At 37.3% G+C, this 21644-nt stretch carries 17 protein-coding genes; 11 read left to right on the forward strand and 6 right to left on the reverse strand.

What is annotated here, in order from left to right; translation table 11 throughout:
- Positions 1-5: 5 nt before the first annotated feature.
- From ABJQ32_04800 to ABJQ32_04820, 5 genes are all read right to left on the reverse strand, one after another.
- The gene (locus ABJQ32_04800; GenBank protein ID MEP5288944.1) at positions 6-1379 is read right to left on the reverse strand and encodes a RagB/SusD family nutrient uptake outer membrane protein; all 1374 of its coding nucleotides are present in this window, start codon (positions 1377-1379) and stop codon (positions 6-8) included.
- Between the two features lie 18 nt (positions 1380-1397).
- On the reverse strand, positions 1398-4391 hold the full coding sequence (locus tag ABJQ32_04805; protein MEP5288945.1) for a SusC/RagA family TonB-linked outer membrane protein: 2994 nt from the start codon (positions 4389-4391) through the stop codon (positions 1398-1400).
- A 160-nt stretch (positions 4392-4551) separates the two neighbouring features.
- On the reverse strand, positions 4552-5529 hold the full coding sequence (locus ABJQ32_04810; protein ID MEP5288946.1) for an NADPH:quinone oxidoreductase family protein: 978 nt from the start codon (positions 5527-5529) through the stop codon (positions 4552-4554).
- A gap of 13 nt (positions 5530-5542) precedes the next feature.
- The gene (gene arsC / locus ABJQ32_04815; protein MEP5288947.1) at positions 5543-5890 is read right to left on the reverse strand and encodes an arsenate reductase (glutaredoxin); all 348 of its coding nucleotides are present in this window, start codon (positions 5888-5890) and stop codon (positions 5543-5545) included.
- The gene (locus tag ABJQ32_04820; GenBank protein MEP5288948.1) at positions 5881-6879 is read right to left on the reverse strand and encodes an acetamidase/formamidase family protein; all 999 of its coding nucleotides are present in this window, start codon (positions 6877-6879) and stop codon (positions 5881-5883) included. Before ABJQ32_04820 ends, arsC begins: the two co-directional genes overlap by 10 nt.
- A 66-nt stretch (positions 6880-6945) precedes the next feature.
- Here ABJQ32_04820 and ABJQ32_04825 point away from each other — a divergent pair, with 66 nt between their 5' ends.
- The 10 genes from ABJQ32_04825 to ABJQ32_04870 all read left to right on the forward strand — a co-directional run bounded on the left by ABJQ32_04825 (position 6946) and on the right by ABJQ32_04870 (position 18799).
- Positions 6946-9840 carry a hypothetical protein gene (locus ABJQ32_04825; GenBank protein MEP5288949.1) on the forward strand — a complete coding sequence of 965 codons (2895 nt, stop codon included), beginning with the start codon at positions 6946-6948 and terminating at the stop codon, positions 9838-9840.
- A 218-nt stretch (positions 9841-10058) separates the two neighbouring features.
- A complete protein-coding gene (locus tag ABJQ32_04830; GenBank protein ID MEP5288950.1) occupies positions 10059-10415 on the forward strand; it encodes a metalloregulator ArsR/SmtB family transcription factor in 357 nt (118 codons plus the stop codon).
- A complete protein-coding gene (locus tag ABJQ32_04835) occupies positions 10387-10899 on the forward strand; it encodes an SRPBCC domain-containing protein (protein MEP5288951.1) in 513 nt (170 codons plus the stop codon). Before ABJQ32_04830 ends, ABJQ32_04835 begins: the two co-directional genes overlap by 29 nt.
- Positions 10880-11107, forward strand: coding sequence for a hypothetical protein (locus ABJQ32_04840; GenBank protein MEP5288952.1), 228 nt, complete (start codon positions 10880-10882; stop codon positions 11105-11107). The genes ABJQ32_04835 and ABJQ32_04840 overlap by 20 nt, the downstream gene beginning before the upstream one ends.
- Before the next feature lie 790 nt (positions 11108-11897).
- On the forward strand, positions 11898-12788 hold the full coding sequence (locus ABJQ32_04845; GenBank protein ID MEP5288953.1) for a helix-turn-helix domain-containing protein: 891 nt from the start codon (positions 11898-11900) through the stop codon (positions 12786-12788).
- 104 nt (positions 12789-12892) lie between these two features.
- Positions 12893-14263 carry a serine hydrolase domain-containing protein gene (locus ABJQ32_04850; GenBank protein ID MEP5288954.1) on the forward strand — a complete coding sequence of 457 codons (1371 nt, stop codon included), beginning with the start codon at positions 12893-12895 and terminating at the stop codon, positions 14261-14263.
- Positions 14264-14485: 222 nt separating this feature from the next.
- On the forward strand, positions 14486-15769 hold the full coding sequence (locus ABJQ32_04855) for a nuclear transport factor 2 family protein (GenBank protein ID MEP5288955.1): 1284 nt from the start codon (positions 14486-14488) through the stop codon (positions 15767-15769).
- A gap of 254 nt (positions 15770-16023) precedes the next feature.
- Entirely contained in the window at positions 16024-16827 is an 804-nt protein-coding gene (locus ABJQ32_04860; GenBank protein MEP5288956.1) for a hypothetical protein, read from the forward strand.
- A gap of 143 nt (positions 16828-16970) precedes the next feature.
- On the forward strand, positions 16971-18185 hold the full coding sequence (locus ABJQ32_04865; protein ID MEP5288957.1) for a metallophosphoesterase: 1215 nt from the start codon (positions 16971-16973) through the stop codon (positions 18183-18185).
- 161 nt (positions 18186-18346) lie between these two features.
- Complete coding sequence (locus ABJQ32_04870; GenBank protein ID MEP5288958.1) at positions 18347-18799, forward strand: GNAT family N-acetyltransferase; 453 nt, start codon at positions 18347-18349, stop codon at positions 18797-18799.
- Between the two features lie 84 nt (positions 18800-18883).
- On the opposite strand, the gene ABJQ32_04875 is transcribed toward ABJQ32_04870, so the two are convergent.
- A complete protein-coding gene (locus ABJQ32_04875; GenBank protein MEP5288959.1) occupies positions 18884-20122 on the reverse strand; it encodes a cellulase family glycosylhydrolase in 1239 nt (412 codons plus the stop codon).
- Between the two features lie 245 nt (positions 20123-20367).
- On the opposite strand from ABJQ32_04875, the gene ABJQ32_04880 reads away from it, so the two are divergent.
- Positions 20368-21546 carry a helix-turn-helix domain-containing protein gene (locus ABJQ32_04880; GenBank protein ID MEP5288960.1) on the forward strand — a complete coding sequence of 393 codons (1179 nt, stop codon included), beginning with the start codon at positions 20368-20370 and terminating at the stop codon, positions 21544-21546.
- Positions 21547-21644: the final 98 nt, after the last annotated feature.

Here is a 21644-nt window from a genome sequence, read left to right on the forward strand (position 1 = left end):
TAATCTTATTGATTTTCTGCAAAAGGAGTAGGGAATGCATCTAATGCATTGTCTCCATCACGGTCAATTGGAAGATCACTCAATCTATTGTATCTTCTCAAATCGACCCATCTGTGACCTTCTCCAAATAACGAATACCTACGTTGCGTAAGCATTTCATCTTCCACTTCCGCTTCGACTGCAGCATTAGCCGTAGATGCACCAAGTCCAGCAGCAGCTCTAATTATATTAAGTACCCTTAATGCCTCAGCATTGTTAGTTCCAATATTCGCTTCTGCATAAATAAGAAGCAATTCTTCATTTCTAATAATAGAAACTGGAGCAGTATTACTTGAATACAAAGCAACTTGAAGATTACCTGAAAGTCCATCAAAGGAAATAGAAATTGGGCCCAGATCAGGATCATCTTCCGGATCAAACAAATTTGTTTTAGAGGTAACACGTGTATCTCCTCCTTCTGCATCAGCCTCAAATGACGGATGAGCCATATAACGCTGTTGGTTTGGAACATAAAATAAAGGATTGGCAATATCATTACCTGTCAATCCGAAAACGTGTGCTGGGCCTAAATCCAAGCTCGCTGCTTCATCCAAAAATGAGTCAGTTAACAGTGTGAGTGCCCCAGCTTTATCATCTTGATATATAGCAACTCTAGCAGCTATTGCTCTATTAAATAGCGTTAATGTACCAGGTTGATCAAAACCTGCAAAGCCTCCACTCAAAGCAAAATCAAATTCGCCTAGTGACTCATCAGCTGGCGTATCTGTATCATCTTCAAACTCACTTGCCGCATTCTGAAGCTCTGTATTTGCATCATTTAACATTGTTCTAATCTCCGTCAATGCATTTGCATATGAAACAAATTCTCCTAAATCATCAGCATCATTTACATCTAATCTAATTCCATTAGAAAACTGTCGAGTAGCAACCATCAACAAAGCATATGCTTTCATTGTTCTTGCATATCCACGATAACCATCCAATGCTTCTGTACTTAATGTAGTTACCGAATTGTCAACTGCAGTCAACAATAGATTCGATGATTGAACAATCTTATACCAAGCTGCATAGGCACGTGTTGTAAGGAATCCGTTGTTATCTAGAGGTCCTTTTAGAATCTCACCTGTATACCTTGGATCAACTTGAGTCAGGTCATTGTACTCTCTTCCAAGAATACTTACTGTTTGATAATGAAAACCAAGATCGTTCCGCATAACTGCCTCAAGACCTGTAGTTAACAACCTTAAATCCTGTTGAGAGGCTCCTTCTTCAAAACTTGTGACTGTGGGAGCATTAGGATTATCTACCTCATCCAAAGTGCACGCTGAAAGCGCAACCAGGACAAATAAGAGTAATATTTTGTTATATATTGATTTCATAATTATAAGTCCTTTCTATTAAAATTTAATATCTAAGTGAAAGTTGATAAACTTGCTAGCAGCATATGGAGTTACCTCCACCGTATTAGCTAACACGTTATTTCCAAAGTTTGAAGCTTCAGGATCATAACTATTGTAATCGAAAATATTAACTAAGTTTCTTCCTGACACGCCTACCTTAACCTGAGATAATTGAGGAATTAAATCACTTGGAAGTGTATAAAACAATCCAATCTCTCTTAGTCTAATATATCCTGCATCTTCAATTAATGGATCAGGATTGGCAAATGCTTGACTTGCTCTATAATCACCATTACTTAATGTTCCGGAAGGATCTATTCCAGTATCATCATAATCCCATGTAGTTCCAGCTAGATCATACAACAATGTTGTCAAGTTGATAGCATCACCACCTTTTTTCCAGTGCCATAAAAATGTTAAATCAAAGTTTCCGTAGCTGATCTGGTTAAACCAAGACATTTGAAAATCAGGCTCAGCATTTCCATAGACTGCAAACCCATCGCCATCAGGATCACAATTATCACAATCCGCAGCGATGTAAGTCCCAACAATTTGCGTTGCACTTTCCCCCTCTTTGATTAAATAAGTTCCTAAAGAAGCTGCAAATCCACCAGTAGTGAATGAAGGAACATCAAGTTTCGTAACTGTTGACTTATTCTTCCACCATCTTACAGTTGAATTCCAGGTAATATTATCATTTTGAATAACAGTAGCATTCAATCCTATTTCTATACCCTTGTTTTCAAGTTCCGCACCATTCACAACTCTATTAGTAAATCCTGAAGAAGGCTCATTCTGTGCCTGAAGCAATACGTCGTTGATTTTCTTGTTGTAAAGATTAACAGTTAATCCAATTCGGTTATCAAGTAATCCTATATCCGCCCCTACTTCTAACTCCGTCTGTCTTTCAGGTTCAACATTAACATCCCCTAGGAGATTCCCAGGTGATACACCTGCATTTCCGCCAATAAACTGCGGATTTGTAAGAATGAAACGCTGATTAAATTGAGAAAATCTCCCAGCCTCACCGTAAGCAATTCTAGGTTTGAAATTATTCAGTATGTCTATATTCCAGAAATCAAACTCATGAAGATTGATCGCTAAACTTGCCTTTGGATAATAGTATAATTTATCCGCATCTCCATTATTTGTAGACTTATCTCCTCTAATTCCCAAAGTCGCAATTAATTTATCTTGATAGTTAGCTTCTTCCTGAATGAAGAATCCTTGATCTTCCTGTGGTGTAATGATTTGCTGTACACCCACATTTGCAGACTGACCTAGGTTGACCTGAGATCCATTAAGCCCCGTCGCAGTAGTAACAACAGTATTCTTATCAAAGTTTTGAAGGAAGTAACCTGCTTGAGTAGTCAAGCTTAATCCATTATCTAGGAAATATGAATGTACTAGTGATGCAGTCATATTATAGTTTGTATTAACTGTGCTTCCTGAAATAGAAGCTCCTCCTAAAGATGTTGTTGGTCTGAAATAAGAGATTGTTCCAGGAAATATACTTGTTGTTCTTAGAGAATATTGATCTAGTCCCCCTTGTAATACAAGTTTTAGCTGGTTATCATCCTTAGTAAGGATTTTCACATTGGTTGTAATTCCTCCAATGTAACGATTCACTTCTTCCCTATTCGTTGTTACAGCCACTGTCTCTAATGCATTTGATCCCGCAGGACCTGCAGGATAAACTCCATCAACAGGACTCAAATCTTGCCATGGATAAGTAAATGCCAATGCATACCCTACGGTTCTGTTTTGATTTCCGTTGTTAAAGAATCCTTTATCAGTTTGAGAATTGATGTAATTATTGGTCACATAGATATCAATCCAATCATTGAATTTATGTCCTACATTAAGCCGTACAGATTCTTTTTCGTAACCTGTGTTGTCAACTAATCCTGGTTCATCTTTTACCGTCAAACCAAAGAAGAAATCTGTCTTCTGATCTCCGCCAGATACTGATAACCTAGAAGTTCTTGATACTCTAACGTTATCAAATATTTCAGCTTCATAATCTCTCACTCCATTATTATTAAATGCAGCTATTTGTGCTTGCTCAACGGCATCTGTTGAAGCTGGATCATCAGAGTCTTCGAAGATTGCTCGTATCCTATCTTCATTATATGTTCGTGTTCCCAATAGCTGAGTAGGTGATCGAAATCCAATAGTCTGAGAAAATGATGTTTGTGACTTACCACTCTTACCTCTTTTGGTAGTTATAAGAACAACACCTCCAGCAGCTCTGGAACCATAAATAGCTGCTGCAGAAGCTCCTTTGAGTATTTCAATTGATTCGATATCTTCTGGGTCAATATCTGCAATACGATTAGTCGCATCATCTTGATTCGTTGATGGCGCTCCACCTCCAGCTGCTTCAGAGACAATGTTGTTACCTAATGATGTAGTTGAGTTATCAACGTACACACCATCCACAATAAATAATGGTTGCTGATCTCCAAAAATGGAAGTCACTCCTCTTAATCGCATAGAGATACCCCCACCAGGAGCCCCTGAATTTGCTCTGATATCGGCACCCAAGAATTTTCCAGACAAGCTACCATCCAATGTAGATTGATTGGTAATACCTGTAAGTTGATCCGAGGATATCGAGGCTACAGAATTAGCCAGGTTAGATCTTTTAACTGAAGTCGCAAGCCCTGTCACTACAACCTCATCTAGGTTGGTTACATCTGTCTTCATAGCCACATCACCTGCTGCTGAAGCTTCTATTTCTTGACTTGAATAGCCAATTGAAGAGAATACAAGAGTTGATCCCGAAGGAACAGCTAATTCATATTCACCATTAATCCCTGTAATAGCACCATTTGTAGTCCCTTTTACTAGTACAGTTACTCCCGGTATCGGCTCTCCATTCGAAGCATCCGTGACCGTTCCACTGACCCTTACATTTTGGGCCATCAGAAAACTGAAGGGAAGCACTAAGGCCAATACCAACAGTATTCTCTTAAAGTAGTTTTTCATCATAGTAGAGTTTTTAAAAATTATTTAACAATTCGATAAAACTGTCGAAATATCCTGTAAATGACAAGAAAATCGCGTTTAAATACGGTTAAAGTAATTGTTTAAACAACAAATTGAAGGTTGGATTACATACCCAGCATATGATCTGAGTTAATTGTGATTAACTCACCTTTATAATTGTCTTCCCTAAGACATTTCTACTTTCAATCTTATGAAGTGCATAAGACGCTTCTTTCAATGGATATTCAGAATCGATATGAGGAATAAGTTCCCCATTTTGTAATCTCAGAAATAATTCTTCAATATTTTCCTTATTCTCTTTGGGGTAGTTTCTAAAAAAGTTCCCCCAAAAAACACCTGTGATTGACGCACTTTTTAGCAATGGAAGATTCCAAGGAATGGCAGGAACAGAGCCCGAAGCAAATCCAATTACCAGGTGTCTGCCCATTGGAGCAATAGCACGAAATGCTTGTTCGGAGTAGCCGCCTCCTACAGCATCAAATATCACATCAGCTCCCTTGCCTCCCGTTAAGTCTTTAATTCCTGACTTAAGGTTTTCAATAGTATACTTATGCAGAATGTCTGCTCCAACCTTTTTACAAAAAGCTAGCTTTTCATCTGTAGAGGTGCAGGCTATAACATTTGCTCCCAAGATTTTCCCAAGTTGAATGGCTGCTGTTCCTACTCCTCCTGAAGCTCCAAGTATGGCAAGTGTTTCCCCAGGTTGAAGTTTTGCTCGATCTTTCAAAGCATGTATCACTGTCCCGTGAGTCATAAGTACAGATGCAGCATCTCTAAAAGACACATTATCAGGAAGTTTATGCGTATTGAATGCAAAACCCTGTACTTCTTCTGCAAAACCTCCCCATGAGGTACCAGATGCCACTCGATCACCTGGTTTGAATTCAGTCACATCTGGTCCTACTTCTTTTATAATCCCAGAAACCTCTCCTCCCGGCGAAAATGGCAAATCGGGCTGAAACTGATACTTGCCTCGTATGATTAGTGAATCGGGGAAATTCACACCTGCATATTTAACTTCTATATTGACTCTTCCAGGTCCCGGAGGTTCTATTTTGTGATCCCTAAAAACAAGTTTCTCAGGACCTCCAAGTTCTTCAATGAGTACTGCTTTCATGTGTATTGCTCATTCATAAAAGCGCTAGAACATTTTCAGGAGGACGACCTATGATTGCCTTATGCTTGTGAAGTACAATGGGCCGTTCAATCAGTTTTGGATGATTAACCATCGCATCAAGCCATTCATCGTCAGATAAATTTTTCCCTTTATAGTGCTCTTTAAATTCTGCCTCTCCTTTTCTAACAAGATCCAGGGGTTTCATCTCAAGCAGGTCTATGATTTTTTTCAACTCATCTTTGGTAGGAGGGTTCTTTAAATACTCCTTTACAACAAAATCATGTCCTTCCTTTTCAATTAAGTCTAATGTTTGACGACTCTTGCTACATCGAGGATTATGGTAAATAGTAATCATTTGGATAGAACTTCTTTATTAATTGACATGGTGACCAACATATGTGGTACATCTACGACCTCTGCTATTTTTAAATCCCCAGCCAAAGAACATAGCATATAAGCATCATTACCACTCAATCCATGATTTTTCTTTAGGTATTCAATCATATATCTAGTTGCCTTTTTGGCAGCCTCATCAATCGTTGTTCCGAAAGCAGTAACAGCATATACATCGTCATTCTCATATTGAGGCTCTTCGAGGCTAGAACCTTTTATAAGTTCTATCTCCACCAAAAATTTCATTGGCGCCTCTATTGCGGTACCACAAACTTCCCCTAACCCCTGTGCTGCATGAGCATCTCCAATTGAGAATAAAGCTCCTTCAACGAAAACAGGCAAATACACAGTCGTACCTTCCACGATGTTTGGATCATCCATATTTCCGCCATTCGCCCTAGGTGGAATAGTAGATAATAATGAATCAGTATCTGGAGCTACCCCAAGTACACCAGGAAATGGTCTCAAAGGAATATTGATGCCATCCGTAAAACGAACATTATTTTTCCCTGCCAATTCAAAAGTTTTCAAATGTGGCTCAGTATATTCTTCCGCTAGAAAACCGAAACCAGGAAGGATAGCGGTCCACCCCCAATCTCCAATTTCAATTTTGTGAAGCGTAACAGCGATTACGTCTCCTGGCATAGCCTCATTGATAAAGATTGGACCTGTTAATGGGTGAATCGGATCAAAACTCAGATTCATCAAATCTGAAGTATCAGAATCTATGGTAAACTGACCGTCAGTGGCCTCTTCGGTACTGATTTCCACTACTTCACCTGAATTGACTGTCAAAATAGGATCAATTGTTCGACTCCACTTGTTATGCGTCTGATCAGAGGTAAGCGTGTAATCAGCTTCTGGTACTACTTTTTCTGCTAAAGAGCTTTTATCTATCTCTACTGTGGTTGTGCAGGCAATGGTCGTAACCATTAAAATCCAGATATGCTTCTTCATATATCTATGGGTTGGTTTCACAAGGTTAAAGTTTTATACTTACTAACTTATTAAAAAATCTAACCCATGAGAACCATTTACCTACTTCTCTTTTTGAGCATGTCAATTATTTTACCTGCTCAGCGTAAGAAAAAATCAAGTGAACGTCCTTCTTCGACCTCAGCGGAAGCTCGCTGGGAGGGCTACCAACAACGCTTAGAGCTTGAAAAAAACTCTTTAGTTAAAAATGTCCCATTCAGAAATGCAGGCCCGACAGTCATGAGTGGGCGTGTAGTAGATTTAGCTGTAGATCCAGATAATCCTTCACACTTCTATGCTGCATATGCATCTGGTTCGCTATGGGAAACGAAGAATAACGGTACTTCCTTCGAACCTATTTTTGATAATCAGATTGTTATGACCATTGGAGATGTAGAAGTGGACTGGGAAAATGATATTATTTATGTTGGTTCAGGAGAAAATAATTCCAGTCGATCATCCTACTCTGGATATGGAATGTTCAAATCCTCAGACAATGGAGAGAACTGGGAAAGTATCGGCTTAGGTGAAACACACCATATCAGCCGCATCCTTATCCACGCTTCGAGCCCCAACACTATCTGGGTAGCAGCACTCGGGCATCTTTATTCCGAAAATTCTGAGCGCGGTGTATATAAGTCCACTGATGGAGGAAATACATGGAACAAGACTTTATTTGTAAATAACAGGACCGGAATTGTCGACCTAATTATGCATCCCCAAAATCCCGAAATATTGATAGCGGCAGCCTGGGAAAAAGATCGAAAAGCATGGAATTTTGAAGAAGCCGGACCTGGCACTGCCATCTATCGATCAGAAGACGGAGGAAGTAACTGGTCTGAAATTTCTGATAATTCTGGATTCCCTGATACTGACGGGACTGGTCGCATAGGTCTTTCTTTTGCTCCTTCTGATCCCAATATTGCCTATGCCATACTAGACAATCAAGACAGGAGACCGAAAGAAAGTGATGAAGATGAAGGCTTGAGCAAAGATGAGTTAAGAGGTATGAGCAAGCAAGAATTCATGACCCTTGAAAACAAGGACATTAACAAGTTCTTGGATAACAATGGTTTCCCTCGAGAATACAATGCTGTAGACATTAAAAAAGATGTAGAGGCAGGTAAAGTTAAACCGCTTGACTTAGTTGTATACACAGAAGATGCCAACTCCCTCCTTTTTGACACGCCGGTCAAAGGTGGTGAAATGTATCGATCCAATGATGCAGGTAAAACCTGGACAAAAACGCATGAGGATTACATTGAAAGCATGATTTTCTCCTATGGTTATTACTTTGGTCAGGTACGTGTAGATGCTCAAAACCCTGATGTAATATATACCATGGGCGTGCCTATTGTTCGTTCGGAAGATGGTGGCAAGACGTTTAAAAGTATCAATGAAAGCAATGTACACGTGGATCATCATGCCATTTGGATCAATCCTAATAATCCTCGACATCTGATTTTAGGAAATGACGGAGGCGTATACATAAGCTTTGATACTGGAGAAACATGGACAAATTGCAACTCACCTTCTGTTGGACAGTTCTATTCTATTGCTATAGATATGGCCAAGCCTTACAATGTATATGGAGGGCTACAGGATAATGGTGTATGGAAAGGTCCAAGTACCTATGAGTATTCGAGAAGCTGGTATCAGGAAGGTCGCTATCCATATGAAAGAATAATGGGGGGTGATGGCATGCAGGTAGCAATCGATACAAGAGATAATGAAACGGTTTACACAGGTTATCAATTTGGAAACTACTTTAGAATTAACACGGAAATTGGGGATAGAAAATATATCACCCCAAGACATAAACTAGGCGATGCACCGTACCGATGGAATTGGGAAGCGCCCATTGCTCTATCCAGCCATAATCAAGACATTGTCTATTTCGGAAGTAACCGATTCCACCGCTCCATGAATAAAGGAGAGAGTTTTGAAACCTTGAGCAAAGACCTTACAAAAGGTGGAAAAAAAGGAGATGTGAGTTATGGAACGCTCACTACAATTTCTGAGTCACCGATCACTTTTGGATTGATTTACGTGGGGAGTGATGATGGATTGATTCACAAATCAAAAAACGTAGGTGATAGCTGGACGAAAATAACAAATGGACTACCTAATGATTTTTGGGTGAGCACTGTGGTAGCTTCTTCTCATAAAGAAGGACGAGTCTATGCTTCTTTCAACGGTTATCGATGGGATAATTTCCAAGCGATGGTTTATGTCAGTGATAACTATGGAAGTAGCTGGAGAAATATCTCAGCCAACCTTCCAATGGAACCGGTAAATGTGGTGAAAGAAGATCCCGAAAATGAAAACATTATCTATGTTGGAACAGATCATGGGGTTTATGTTTCTCTAGACGGAGGTAGCAGCTATCAGGCTTTTGCAGAAGGGTTGCCAAATACGCCCGTTCATGATTTAATCGTACATCCAAGAGAAAAAGAACTCGTATTGGGTACACATGGACGAGGCATATATATTGGGGATGTTTCGATTGTTCAACAACTTAATAATACAATTATTGCCAAAACGCTTCATGCATTCCCGATAGACGATATCACATTCAGCACACGCTGGGGTAGAAAAACCTGGGCATGGGGAGATCTAATTGAAGCCAAGACGAAAGTGGCTTTCTATTCCAATGGAAATGGAAATGGAAAAGTGGAGATAGTCTACAAAGATCAGGTAGTAAGTAGTATGGATATCCCTGCTGATAAAGGGCTTAACATACTTGAGCTTCCATTGGAAACAGATGAATCATTTAAAGACCTGCTGGAAGATGAACAGAAAGAAGACTACAAAGCAGCCGAAAATGGGGATTACCATTTAGTCTCAGGCGAATACACAGTGAGAATAACAGTGGGTGGCACCAATGTAGAAACACCTCTCACCATCAAGAAGCCAAGGGAAAGACCTGGCAGGAAAGAATAATAGTCGGACTTAGATATTGAATAAGACCGTTTCGAAAGTTTCATTCTGAGGAACGAAGAATCTATAAGTATTGGTAATTAGTTATCAAAAATTTGAAAGATTCTTCACATGCGTTCAGAATGACAATCCTTTAAGGTTTTCGAAACGGTTCTTTTACGTCCATTTGTGTAAGTGAATGCTTACGTATATATTTGTAAGCAAATACTTACATGTTTAACATGAGTGCAAGACGAGACGTATTTCAAGCAATTGCTGATCCCACCAGACGGGAGATCATCAGCTTACTCTCTGAAGAGCCTATGAATTTGAATGCTTTGGCTGATCAGTTTGAAATAAGCAGGCCGGCCATTTCTCAACAAATCAAGGTATTACAAGAGTGCGGATTAGTTGAAGTCTCTCAACAAGGGCGTGAACGGTTTTGTAAAATTCAACCGGCCAGTCTCGTTCCAGCATTTCTGTGGATTGAGCAATATCGTAAGCTATGGGAAGATCGTATTGACTCTTTCGAAGATTATTTAATGAAATTAAAGGCAAAACCATCAACAGATGTCACAGACAAACGACGCACAAAATAGAACCATCACTATCCAACGCACATTCGATGCTCCCATAGCGCTTGTCTGGAAAGCATGGACTCAAGCAGAACATATTGTGAAATGGTGGGGGCCGAAAGGAATGGAAACAGACATTGTGTTTCATGAATTTAAAGTCGGTGGAAAATGGAAATACATTATGGCTATGCCAAATGGACATGACTTCATTGCTGAAGGAGAATATCAGGAAATCAATGAGCCAAATAAACTTGTAACAACAGCCAACTTCCTACCTATGACAGAAGGCGTGACGATGGAAGTATTGTTAGAAGCGAATGGCAATCAAACAGACTTTACATTCAACGTCATACATCCTACAGAAGAGTATAAGCTTCAGCAAGAAAAAATGGGTGTATACAACGGGTGGGGATCAGTATTCAACCAGCTGGCAGAATTCCTGGCTAATCAAGTTATCAATCAATATCAACAACAAAATAAGACAGAAAATGAAGACAATGACATGTAACCAACTAGGAGGAGCTTGTGATTTAGAATTCCGTGCTGATACATTTGAAGAAATGGCTGAACAAAGTAAGCAACATGGTATGGAAATGTATCAAAAAGGAGACGAAGCTCACTTAAAGGCCATGGGCGAAATGCAGGAACTCATGAAATCCCCAGAAAAAATGCAAGAGTGGTTTGAAGGCAAACGGAAAGAGTTTGAGGCTTTGTAGCGACAAACTAAAGTACAAAGAAAAGGATGTGTTAGTCTTACTTATGCGTAACCATGCGTTACAATTAGACTAATGAACTCTATTTCGGACTAATAAATGTGAAACCTGAATTTGACCAATTCTTTAAAAAGAAAAGTTGAAAGGAAAAGTGTAAGGAAATATTGACTTAATCGGATTGTCTTACTCGATTATCAAAACTGAAAGCATGTGATCTATGTCTCTTACAAGCGTGAGCTTATTATTGTTAAGCGAAAGAAACATTTAACAACCCTTTTCTATCTGTATAATCTATTTTCTTCATTCTTAGATTAATAGGGTATTCTAAACCTATTCTTGCCTTGAGCTGGTATTGTAGTGAATCAAGCTTAAATAAATGTAGTCAGGCAACCATTCTAGTCAAACACTCATCCTTACAATATGACTAATAAGAATGGATTGCTTCCGGTGGTTATTTTGTTTTATCAGATGGTCTTATTTCATTTTACTGAGAAAACCGCATTTCTTAGTAAAACAATTTTTCCCTATTCCAAAGAGAGAAAGTAATCATAACTTTGGTCAATCCTTACACAATTAACTCTCCTGAAAATTGGATGAAACCATATTAAATTTTATCACTCTTATCAGTGGAGTTTTAGGATATTTCTTATGCCTTGCGTTGGTAACTACGTCTTTTTATAAAAGTCGAGCAAACAACTATCTTTCTCTATCATTATTCCTGTTAATAAGTTTAACTTTTCTAGGTAGCTGGTATGATAAAGAAGATCCCATTTTAGATTTTCTAGGTCTTATAATGTCAGAATATCTTGTTGCTGCTACGCTATTCACCTACTTTCTCATCCAAATTGAACATAAGTATCTAAAAGCAAAATGGTATAAGTGGCTTTACGCTCCATTCATTAGCTCTGTTATCATAGAAATTATTCTTCATCTAGATACTGTTTTCCATCTTTACGATTCAGATTTTGCCTTAGTAGTAGACTACATTAAGCTCACTACAGTGTTTGGCTACAACTTGTTCTTAATCTTTTGGGGAAGGCATTTAGTAAAACAATCGTACACGATCTCAAAAGAGAAAAAAAGGTGGTTACTAAAATTAAACTTTTTCATTATCTGTATTATTGCTTGTTGGCTTTTAGCCAATATAGAGATCGGTTTTTCTGAGTCGGAATATGGTGCAGATTTCTTGAGAATTCTCCTATCGCTTTTATCTTGGTGGATATTATACTATGGCGTATTCAAACTACAAATAATAGTTCAAAAAGATGAAATACATCACTATTTAGCTTCTAAAAAAGGAATTAACACAAGGACCAAAAGAACAATAAATGAAACCACCGTTTCTAAAATTGTTATGCAGCTATATGCGTTAATGGATGAGGAAGAATTATTCAAAGATCCTTTTTTAAGTAGGTCAGATTTGGCAATCAGATTGGGAACAAATGAAAGCTATTTATCTCAGATTATAAACCAAGAAACCAATAAAAGCGTTGTTCAGTTTGTAAATGAATACCGAGTTAAGGCTGCTCAGGATATACTACACAATCCGGTGTTTAATAAATATTCCGTCGACGCTATTGGAATGGAAGCAGGTTTCAAATCTAAAAGTGCTTTCTACAAAACATTTAATTCCAGTTTAGGAATGTCTCCAGGAACCTTTAGAAAGCTTAAAAAAGCGTCCTAATTCGAGAAATTCATTCGTTTCAGGACTTCTTCCATCTCGAAATCAACTTTTCATTTTGTTGTGAAACCTACATTCGCAGTAGGTAAATCAAAAAAAACAAAATCATGAAGAGAGTAAATTCCATATTATTACTTCTATTGGTGTCATTAATTTTTAGTTGTACAAATAGTCAATCGAAAATAACCTATGCAAATACGGTTACCACTTTTAAACAATATGTTGGTGAGTATGTGTATGAAGCAATAGGAGTTACAATAAGTATTTATACAAAAGCAGAAGAGAATGATAATCAACTCTATTTTTTCTTAACAGGAGAAGGAGAATTTGAATTAATTGCAATTGGAGAACACCAATTTTCCTTAGGGGGAGAAGAAGAATTTAAAGTAGAATTTAAGAACTCAGAAAATGGCGTTTTTAATGAATTATTTCTAATACAACCTCAAGGAACAGTAAAAGCAGTTCGTAAGGAAAAGGCAGAAATTAGAATTGATGATCTAGCTACCATTGACGAGAACCTTACGGCACGAGGATTTTCAGGAGTTGTTTTAGTCGCACAAAATGACAGTATCCTATTTAACAAAGCCTATGGAAGAAAAAATAGTCAAGAGAATGGACTCAATGATATAAATACTGTTTTTAGTATTTGCTCTATTACAAAACAGTTTACTGCTGCCGGAATTCTAAAATTATCCATGCAAAACAAAGTTTCTCTTGATGACAAGCTATCAAAATACTTTCCCACTGTTCCAGACGACAAAAAAAACATCACCATTCATCAGTTACTCACTCATTCTTCTGGTTTAGTTGGTGAGATAGGAGATGATTATGATGCCATTACAGAAGCAGCGTTTCTAAACCAAGTATTTAGTAGTGAACTGATAAATCCTGTTGGCACAGCATTTAATTATTCTAATGTAGGATATAGCTTACTTACTTTAATCATTGAAAAAGTGAGCGAAATGGATTATGAAACCTTTTTAAATGCAGCCATTTTTAAACCCTCTAAAATGAATCATACGGGTTATGTAATTCCAAATTGGGGTACTAATGAAGTTGCAAACGGTTATTCAGAAGGTGCTGAAGCTAAAAAACCTAATGAAGAGAATTGGAGTGAACAAGGGCCGTACCTTAATCTCAAAGGAAATGGAGGTATTCTATCAAGTGCCAGTGACATGTTACTTTGGAGCCAAGCGATACGAGACCATACAGTACTTGATGAGGCAACAACATCTAACTATTTGTATCCTCATTTTGAATATAACGATGGACGTGCTAATTATGGATATGGCTGGTGGATTGAAAACAATGATTTAGACAATAAACTAGTTCGTCACGATGGTGGGGGTAATTTGTTTGTTTCAGACCTATGGATGTATCCTAAAAAAGAAATTACAATCATTGTACTTAGTAATACGCAAGATATATATGCCTTGTCTATTGCAAGAAAAATATCAAATTTTTTACTAGCAGAGTAAAAGGACTAAACCTGACAACACCTATTCAAGGCTTTTAAGCTCATGTTTGTTTGGTGTTAATCCATTAAAACTCAATTGTAAAGCATTCAAATTAGCTATAACAATCAATCTATACTTTTTGAAGTAAAGATCCCTCAATGTATCGCCAAGCGAAATAAATAAACTAGGCTAAATGCTATTGAAAATTTTGTGAAATCAACACATTTTAAATAAACAGTAACAATGAAAAATATAACACTATTATTATTTTTTGGGCTCAGTCTTTCATCTATTGCCCAAAATATCAAATACTTTAGACATCTAAGATACAATCATGTTTCCCCATTTATTGAGCTAGTAGGGACTCATCCTATAGATGGTAATACTGCTAGTAAAACCTCTCACTACATTTTTAAATATGATATGAATGGTAGAATGTCTGAAATAATAAATAATCACTATCATACAGAAAAAAAACACCCTCTAGCTTCAATAGGCTCACATAAGGTTGTTTTTTCATATGAAGATGCCAAAGAAATTAGAACGTTTTATAACGCTGATAACACAAGAACCAGAAATGATAGAAAAGTATATAAAGAAGTTTACATATATGATGAAAACAATGTAAAAAAACAACTCAATTTTTACGACTTAGACGATAAACCTATGAAGTCTAATTGGAAAATAGCTGAATATCAATGGCAACAAACATCAAAATACATTGTAGAGAAACGGTATAATTTAAAAGGAAATTTAGTAAACATATCACCCTATTTCCCATTTGGCATTACTGGAATAGTGCTGGATGAAAATGGAATTCCAAAAGGGCATTATAACTTGAATGAACAACTAGAGATTACAGAAAATAAGCATGGAATAGCATCTTATCAAGACACATATGATGAAATTGGAAGTCATATAAAATATACCTATCACGATAAAGAAGACAACTTAGCTATGAATCAATGGAATTATGCTGTTGGTGAAAAGTTATATGATAGACTAGGAAACAATATAAAGCTTAAGCTTTACGATGCTGAAAATAAACTTCTCCGCACTGAAAATATATATTCAAATGCTTCAATAAAGGAAGATGCAGATTCAAATACTTCGATAAAAGTAAGTCCAATCGCTTCTAAAGAGGATTCACTCGAAATAAAGAAAAGATCTTTAGGTTATTTAATAGCACTTGAAAAGATGAAACCCAAACTTATGGATACGGTTTTAAATGATAATCTCAACAAGATAACTATTGACTATAATAGAATCAGAGCCAAAGAATATGGAAGAGCTACTAGTAAAAAGCAAATGATCGAATTCGCAAGAAGTTGGAATAGATCCGGAAATAGATTTCCAAAAAATCCAACCAATACAATTGAGATTCTTGATATCTATAATCGCATTGCTACTGTAAAAATTTTCTCTGACAATTGGGTTGAATATTTACACTTAATAAAACTAGATAATAAGTGGGAAATCATGAATATACTTTGGCAGCATCGAGATGTATCAAAGTATGAGAGGTAAAATAAATATACCATAACATATGTACTTCATTGCCTTAGGCATGGTTTGTTTCATGCGAACCGATACCTTATTTAAATTCGGTTTATAAAATTTCACCGAACTCAAGGGTTTATGTCAAAAGCATCTAACAAACACTATTATCCATAAGCTAACTGGGCTATTTGCAAAGGCTTATAGTAACAGGTACTTTTAATAGATATTTGAAAAGTTCAACTTACGGATGATAGTTGGACGCTAGATGTAATTTGAGCAACTTGAAAAAACCTCTCTTTTTTCTACTTCACCTAGGTTTAATTCTACTTCTAACAGTTTCGACTCAAGTAGGAGGAATTATCTACTTTCTAGTCCTTATTCTAGCACTTACTCTCAAACTCTCACGAGCAGCTTCAATAGCAATATTTCTCGGGATTTATGTGTTATCAACTTTTTTAGTAATTCCACTAATTGCACCAATTTTCGGAAGGACTGCCCTACCCTTAACTGGAAACTTGCGACCTCTCAACTTCGGAACTTGTTTGCTCAACAGGCACTATGCAACTCCAGAATTGAAAAATCAAATGGAAACTATCTGCGACAAACTAGCGGCTAAATTTAAAGGCACTTCCACTAAATATCTTGATGCCAATTTTCCCTTTGTTAATGAATTTCCCTTGTTTCCTCATTTGAGCCACAATGATGGAAAGAAACTTGATTTAGCATTCTTCTACAATATTGATCACAAACGAACTAACAAAGCACCCAGCTTTATTGGATATGGAGTATATGAAGATCCAAGAAATGGAGAATCTGACTATCCAACTGACTGTAAACAAAGTGGCTATTGGCAATATGATCTCTTATCCTCAATTGTACCGCAATGGAATAAAAACAGATACAAACTTGATATCGATCGAACAAGAGAACTCATCAGGCTATTGGCTGAGGACGAATTGACTTCTAAAATTTTCATTGAACCGCATTTGAAACAGAGATGGAAGCTCAATAAATACGACAATATCAGATTTCATGGATGTCAGTCAGTAAGACATGATGATCACATTCATACCCAGATCAAATAAAAAAAAACGTCTAACCTGTATACAAGGATTCATAAATCAACGTATATCTAGCTACCCATAAATATTTTATACATAGTACTATGCATTACATAATAATGACTTATCATTGTGTGAAATAGATACTGGAAAAAGAAATGAGGATTTTGAAAAAACTGTTATTCGCTATTGCTAGTATATTACTTATAGCCATCATATCTGTCGCATTAATTAGTCGAGTCAAAGGAGTCGGAATACGAGTGGCTGATGGGCGATATTTAGGTTATTCTGGAGCAACATCAGAGTGGCTATTCCTCGGATACCCAAATATCCCAGTGCGTAGAGATGGTCCATATGTGTTGAATGAAGGAGCGAGCCGCTTTGCTCTCTATATTCATGGAGATGGCAACATGCCTTCAAAAGCGCTTAAAAAGGATGTAACAAATGAAATTGAGGTGATTGTAGATAATGCTAAAGGCACTCGGTTTATAGTTCCACTTCGAAACAGCTATCAACGCTCAGCATTAAACATTCCTAGTCCTGAACGTCTGTTTGCCATTTCAGACTTAGAGGGTGAATTTGACGTCATGGTCAATTTATTGCGCGCAAACCATGTAATAGACGACTCTCTAAATTGGAGTTATGGAGCAGGTCATTTAGTGCTAATCGGTGACATGGTGGATCGGGGCAATAATGTGGTTCCTTTATTGTGGCTGCTTTACAAATTAGAAGCTGAGGCAAAAAGAGCTGGTGGGAACATACATTATGTCTTGGGGAATCATGAACGCTACTTGTTAGATGGAAGGACAAAATCAGTCGCTCCTAAATATTATGGAACCTATCGAGTTTCAGGAATGTCCCAACAGGAGCTATGGTCGGAGAATTCAGAACTCGGACGCTGGCTAAGAAGTAAACCTGTCATGATTAAAATTGGCAGTACGCTATTTGTCCATGGTGGTGTTTCGCCTATGGTATTAAACTCACACTCAACATTGCAATCTATTGATGAAGAAGCAGGAAAAAACTTTTTCACCGGTGACGTAATTCGGAGAACAGTGGACGGCAGTGTGATACATGACGCTACTGGAGTTATATTCTATCGAAATTTAGCTCAGGATATGAGTGCACATAATATTGGTGAAAAAGCGACAGATAAGCACGTAACGAGTGTTTTGAAAGAATTTAATGTTGACAGAATAGCGATTGGGCATACATTAGCGGAGCATATCGGATCAGATTATGAAGGCAAAGTTATCCGGGTAGATGTAGATCATTCTGCTGGGATAAGTGAAGGCTTATTGATAGAAAATGATTCATTGTGGCGCGTAGATAGTGGAGGAAAGAAGTTTCCACTGGAACAAGTTCAAAATCTTATGGACTGAGTAATCGCTACCTCTCACAAATGGCGAAAATGTTCATATAGTTTATCCAGATGGTCACCTTCATCATACCATGGTTTTAGCAAATTCGAACCTCAGACTACAGCTTGAAACTGATTTACAAATCCGCTATTTTAGAAGAAACTAAATAAGTCTAGAAGCAAATGGCAGAATCAATAGCTTATTATGAATTTGAAGATTCTGATTTCGATTCACTTCTGCACATGAGTCAAAAGCTCTGGACAGGTTTTGATGAAGATGCTCTGAAAGAATTATTGATTAAAACCAGTAAGTCAAACAATCAAAAAATTTGGATTGCGCGAGCTTACGGAAAAAGAGCTGGATTTTCTATTTTCTCAATTAGGACTGACTATGTTGAAGGAGCAGAAAAAACACCTACAGGATATCTGGAAGGAATATTTGTAGAACAAGAATTTAGAAAACTAGGAATAGCAAAAGAGTTCGTTCAACTTGGAGAGAAGTGGTGCAAGGAAAGGGGTTGTAGACAAATTGGTTCAGATACCTGGTTAACAGACACAAAATCAAGAGACTTTCACAAAAAGGTTGGTTTTTGGGAAGAAGATGAACTAGTTCATTTTTTGAAGGATATTAAATAGATAAAAGTAAACTACTCTTTAGGTAAGATCTATCAAAGACTTGTTTTTACAGCGGTTAAACCTCTATTTCAAACATATTTAGACTTATTCTTTTATCAAACGCTTAGTTAATTTCCCTAATTCAGTTTCGATAGTAACAAAATAAACTCCTGAATTCATTTTACTTAGATCCAGTTTTCTTGTTGAGTTGTCCACCTTGGATAACTCAGAACCTGAAATATCGGTAATGGAAATTGATAAAATCTGCTGGTTATTACTTAAACTGAGATATGTCACACCTCGCGCAGGATTCGGATATAATTTAAAACTAAATGCTTCTGTATCAGCACCCACACCAGTAATCAGGTTTGGATCCCTATCCCAATTGTAGACAATATTTCTTACCATATTTCCTGATGTGGTCAAATCATTGGCTGACCAATTCCCATTAGTATTTGAACCCGGTCTTAAAGCAGATGCTCCTTCATTTTTATCATTGAGAGCCCAATTACAATGACTGATATTGTTTTCTTGAAGAAAGTCCATCCAAAGCTGTGTTTCAGATGCATCTACACTACCATCACCATTTGCATTGACAGCTCCCCATTCAGTAACCATGAGCGCTATTCCATTATTTAATGCTACCTGAGCTTTATTTCTCAGCGATTGACCATGTGTCCCAGCATAGAAATGCAGTGTATAAGCAATATTGGAATAACCCATTATCGGATTGTTAGAAGCGATATCAACATCTTGTGACCAAGTAGAAGTACCTACAATGATTAAGTTATCATTATCAATAGCTCTAATCGCAGCAATAACAGCTTCTGCATATGGTTTGATTGAATTCGACCATGATGTTGTATTCAAAGGCTCATTGTAAATTTCATAAATCACATGCTCATTATCCCCGTAAAGAGTCGCCATCTCTTCAAAAAACGCTATCGCCTCTTCTTCGTAATCTTCTGCGTGATGAGAGTGCCAATCAATGATTACATAAATACCCAAATCAATAGCGGCATCAACAACGGTCTTTACTTTCTGGCTGTTCGAGGCATCTGAAAGGTATCCGCCATTTTCGTCAACTCCCATAGCTGCTCTAACAATAGTTGTATTCCAATCAGCATGTAGCCACTCGACTACAGCAGGTTTATAGAAATCTTCTCCTCCCCAACCTGTATTGCTCCAAAACAAGCTATTTCCCGCGAACGAAACTGCTTGCCCATCCTTGTTAACTATTTGATTTCCCATTACAGATAATGCACCATGAGTCTCAACTGGTGTTTGGGCTACACCGCCAAAAAGGATACAAATGGTGCATAGAAATGTGATCAATACTTTCATTTTTTGTGAGTTTGATTGAGAGAGGTTACTAGTTCTTACTTAAAATTAAAGGGTATTTTGATTAGAAACCAACACATATTTCAAGTACCTCAATTAAAACCAGAAGCAAGTCTACAATAAACAATAACTCTTACGTATAAGTTTTAGAAGTAAAGGACTCATATCTACTTCATCCATCTAAACGAATCGCTCCTTCCAAAATCAGAAAAAAGATATATTTGATTCTCTAATCATTCAATAGCTGCATGCTCCTCCTCTTCCCTGTTTTTAATCTTTATGGATCCTCTCTTTTAATTCTTTCTTCGCAAGGATTAATCTTCAGTTTTCTACTCTTTAAGCGCTATTATCAACAACGAAATACATCTGACCTATTGTTGGGTTTGATTCTGATAATCACTTGCTACCACCAGACCGCCTACACCATTGGCTTCATGGATTGGTATGACACATACAGAACAACGAAGATTAATTATTACCTGGTGGATCTTTCGTTGGCGCTGGCTCCCCTCCTTTTCTTTTACATTAAATCGATCATACAGCCAGATTTCAAACTTAAGGACATTAATCTTTGGCACTTTGCGCCAGTGCTTATTTATATGCTCATCAAACTTTTCGTTTGGATTTATGATGCTCAACAAGATGGGTTTCATGAAGTCCAGAACGGGCCTATGGTTATGCAGTTTGAGTGGAAGTTTTTGAATCCTTTTCTGTTTCTTTTCAGAACGATTCAGATGCTTTTGTATCTCGCATTCTCTTTTCAAATATTCTTTGCCTTTCGCGAAAAGATTAAACACTACTTTGCCAACACCTACCGCCTTGAGCTCAGGTGGCTTCAAAACTTTCTATTTGCTTATAGTTTTTTGTATTTATTCTATAGTATTCAGATTGTTGTTAACGAAATGATTATCGATTTGAGCTGGAAGCAAAAATGGTGGTTCTATTTATTATCCGGCATTACCATTATTTATGTAGGTATCAAGGGGTTTTTCACTGAAATCTCAGAGCTTAAAAGTGTAGATTTCGGAACATTTAAGCTCCCAAAAAATGAACCTTCTCGAACTGTGAAAAAAGAATCGGTGGATCAATTTTCAGAAAAGAAAGCATTAATCAATAATTATTTTGAAGACCATAAACCCTACCTAGACTCTGAACTTACATTGATTAGTCTGGCCAGCAGACTAGATATGTCGAGGGAAGAATTGTCTGATATTATCAACCAGGGGTTCGAGTCTAGATTTAATGACTTTATTAACTCCTATCGCATAAAGGAAACTAAAAGACTTATCCTTGAAGACAAGCACAAGACACTATCACTTCTGGGGTTAGCATTCGAAGCAGGATTTAACAGCAAGGCTACTTTTAATCGAGCTTTCAAAAAATCAGAAAATCAATCTCCTTCAGAATACCTTGAATCAATGACTTAAAACAGGTCTCAATTCATGAATTGATCCCCATACACACCATCTGAGACGCTTTCGATATACGTCATCCCGATTTTTGAGTCATCAATTTAAAATTCAAA

Origin of the sequence: Marinobacter alexandrii, from assembly GCA_039984955.1 — a bacterium.
Classification (GTDB): domain Bacteria; phylum Bacteroidota; class Bacteroidia; order Cytophagales; family Cyclobacteriaceae; genus Ekhidna.

Bases quoted from the DNA above. Each gene is read 5' to 3' on its own strand.
- ABJQ32_04870 (MEP5288958.1), top strand. From the start codon at position 18,347: ATGGCAGAATCAATAGCTTATTATGAATTTGAAGATTCTGATTTCGAT.
- ABJQ32_04855 (MEP5288955.1), top strand. From the start codon at position 14,486: ATGAAAAATATAACACTATTATTATTTTTTGGGCTCAGTCTTTCATCT.
- ABJQ32_04825 (MEP5288949.1), top strand. From the start codon at position 6,946: ATGAGAACCATTTACCTACTTCTCTTTTTGAGCATGTCAATTATTTTA.
- ABJQ32_04875 (MEP5288959.1), bottom strand. From the start codon at position 20,122: ATGAAAGTATTGATCACATTTCTATGCACCATTTGTATCCTTTTTGGC.
- ABJQ32_04800 (MEP5288944.1), bottom strand. From the start codon at position 1,379: ATGAAATCAATATATAACAAAATATTACTCTTATTTGTCCTGGTTGCG.
- ABJQ32_04805 (MEP5288945.1), bottom strand. From the start codon at position 4,391: ATGAAAAACTACTTTAAGAGAATACTGTTGGTATTGGCCTTAGTGCTT.
- ABJQ32_04820 (MEP5288948.1), bottom strand. From the start codon at position 6,879: ATGAAGAAGCATATCTGGATTTTAATGGTTACGACCATTGCCTGCACA.
- ABJQ32_04835 (MEP5288951.1), top strand. From the start codon at position 10,387: ATGTCACAGACAAACGACGCACAAAATAGAACCATCACTATCCAACGC.
- ABJQ32_04850 (MEP5288954.1), top strand. From the start codon at position 12,893: ATGAAGAGAGTAAATTCCATATTATTACTTCTATTGGTGTCATTAATT.
- ABJQ32_04880 (MEP5288960.1), top strand. From the start codon at position 20,368: ATGCTCCTCCTCTTCCCTGTTTTTAATCTTTATGGATCCTCTCTTTTA.
- ABJQ32_04840 (MEP5288952.1), top strand. From the start codon at position 10,880: ATGAAGACAATGACATGTAACCAACTAGGAGGAGCTTGTGATTTAGAA.
- ABJQ32_04810 (MEP5288946.1), bottom strand. From the start codon at position 5,529: ATGAAAGCAGTACTCATTGAAGAACTTGGAGGTCCTGAGAAACTTGTT.
- ABJQ32_04845 (MEP5288953.1), top strand. From the start codon at position 11,898: ATGTCAGAATATCTTGTTGCTGCTACGCTATTCACCTACTTTCTCATC.
- ABJQ32_04830 (MEP5288950.1), top strand. From the start codon at position 10,059: ATGAGTGCAAGACGAGACGTATTTCAAGCAATTGCTGATCCCACCAGA.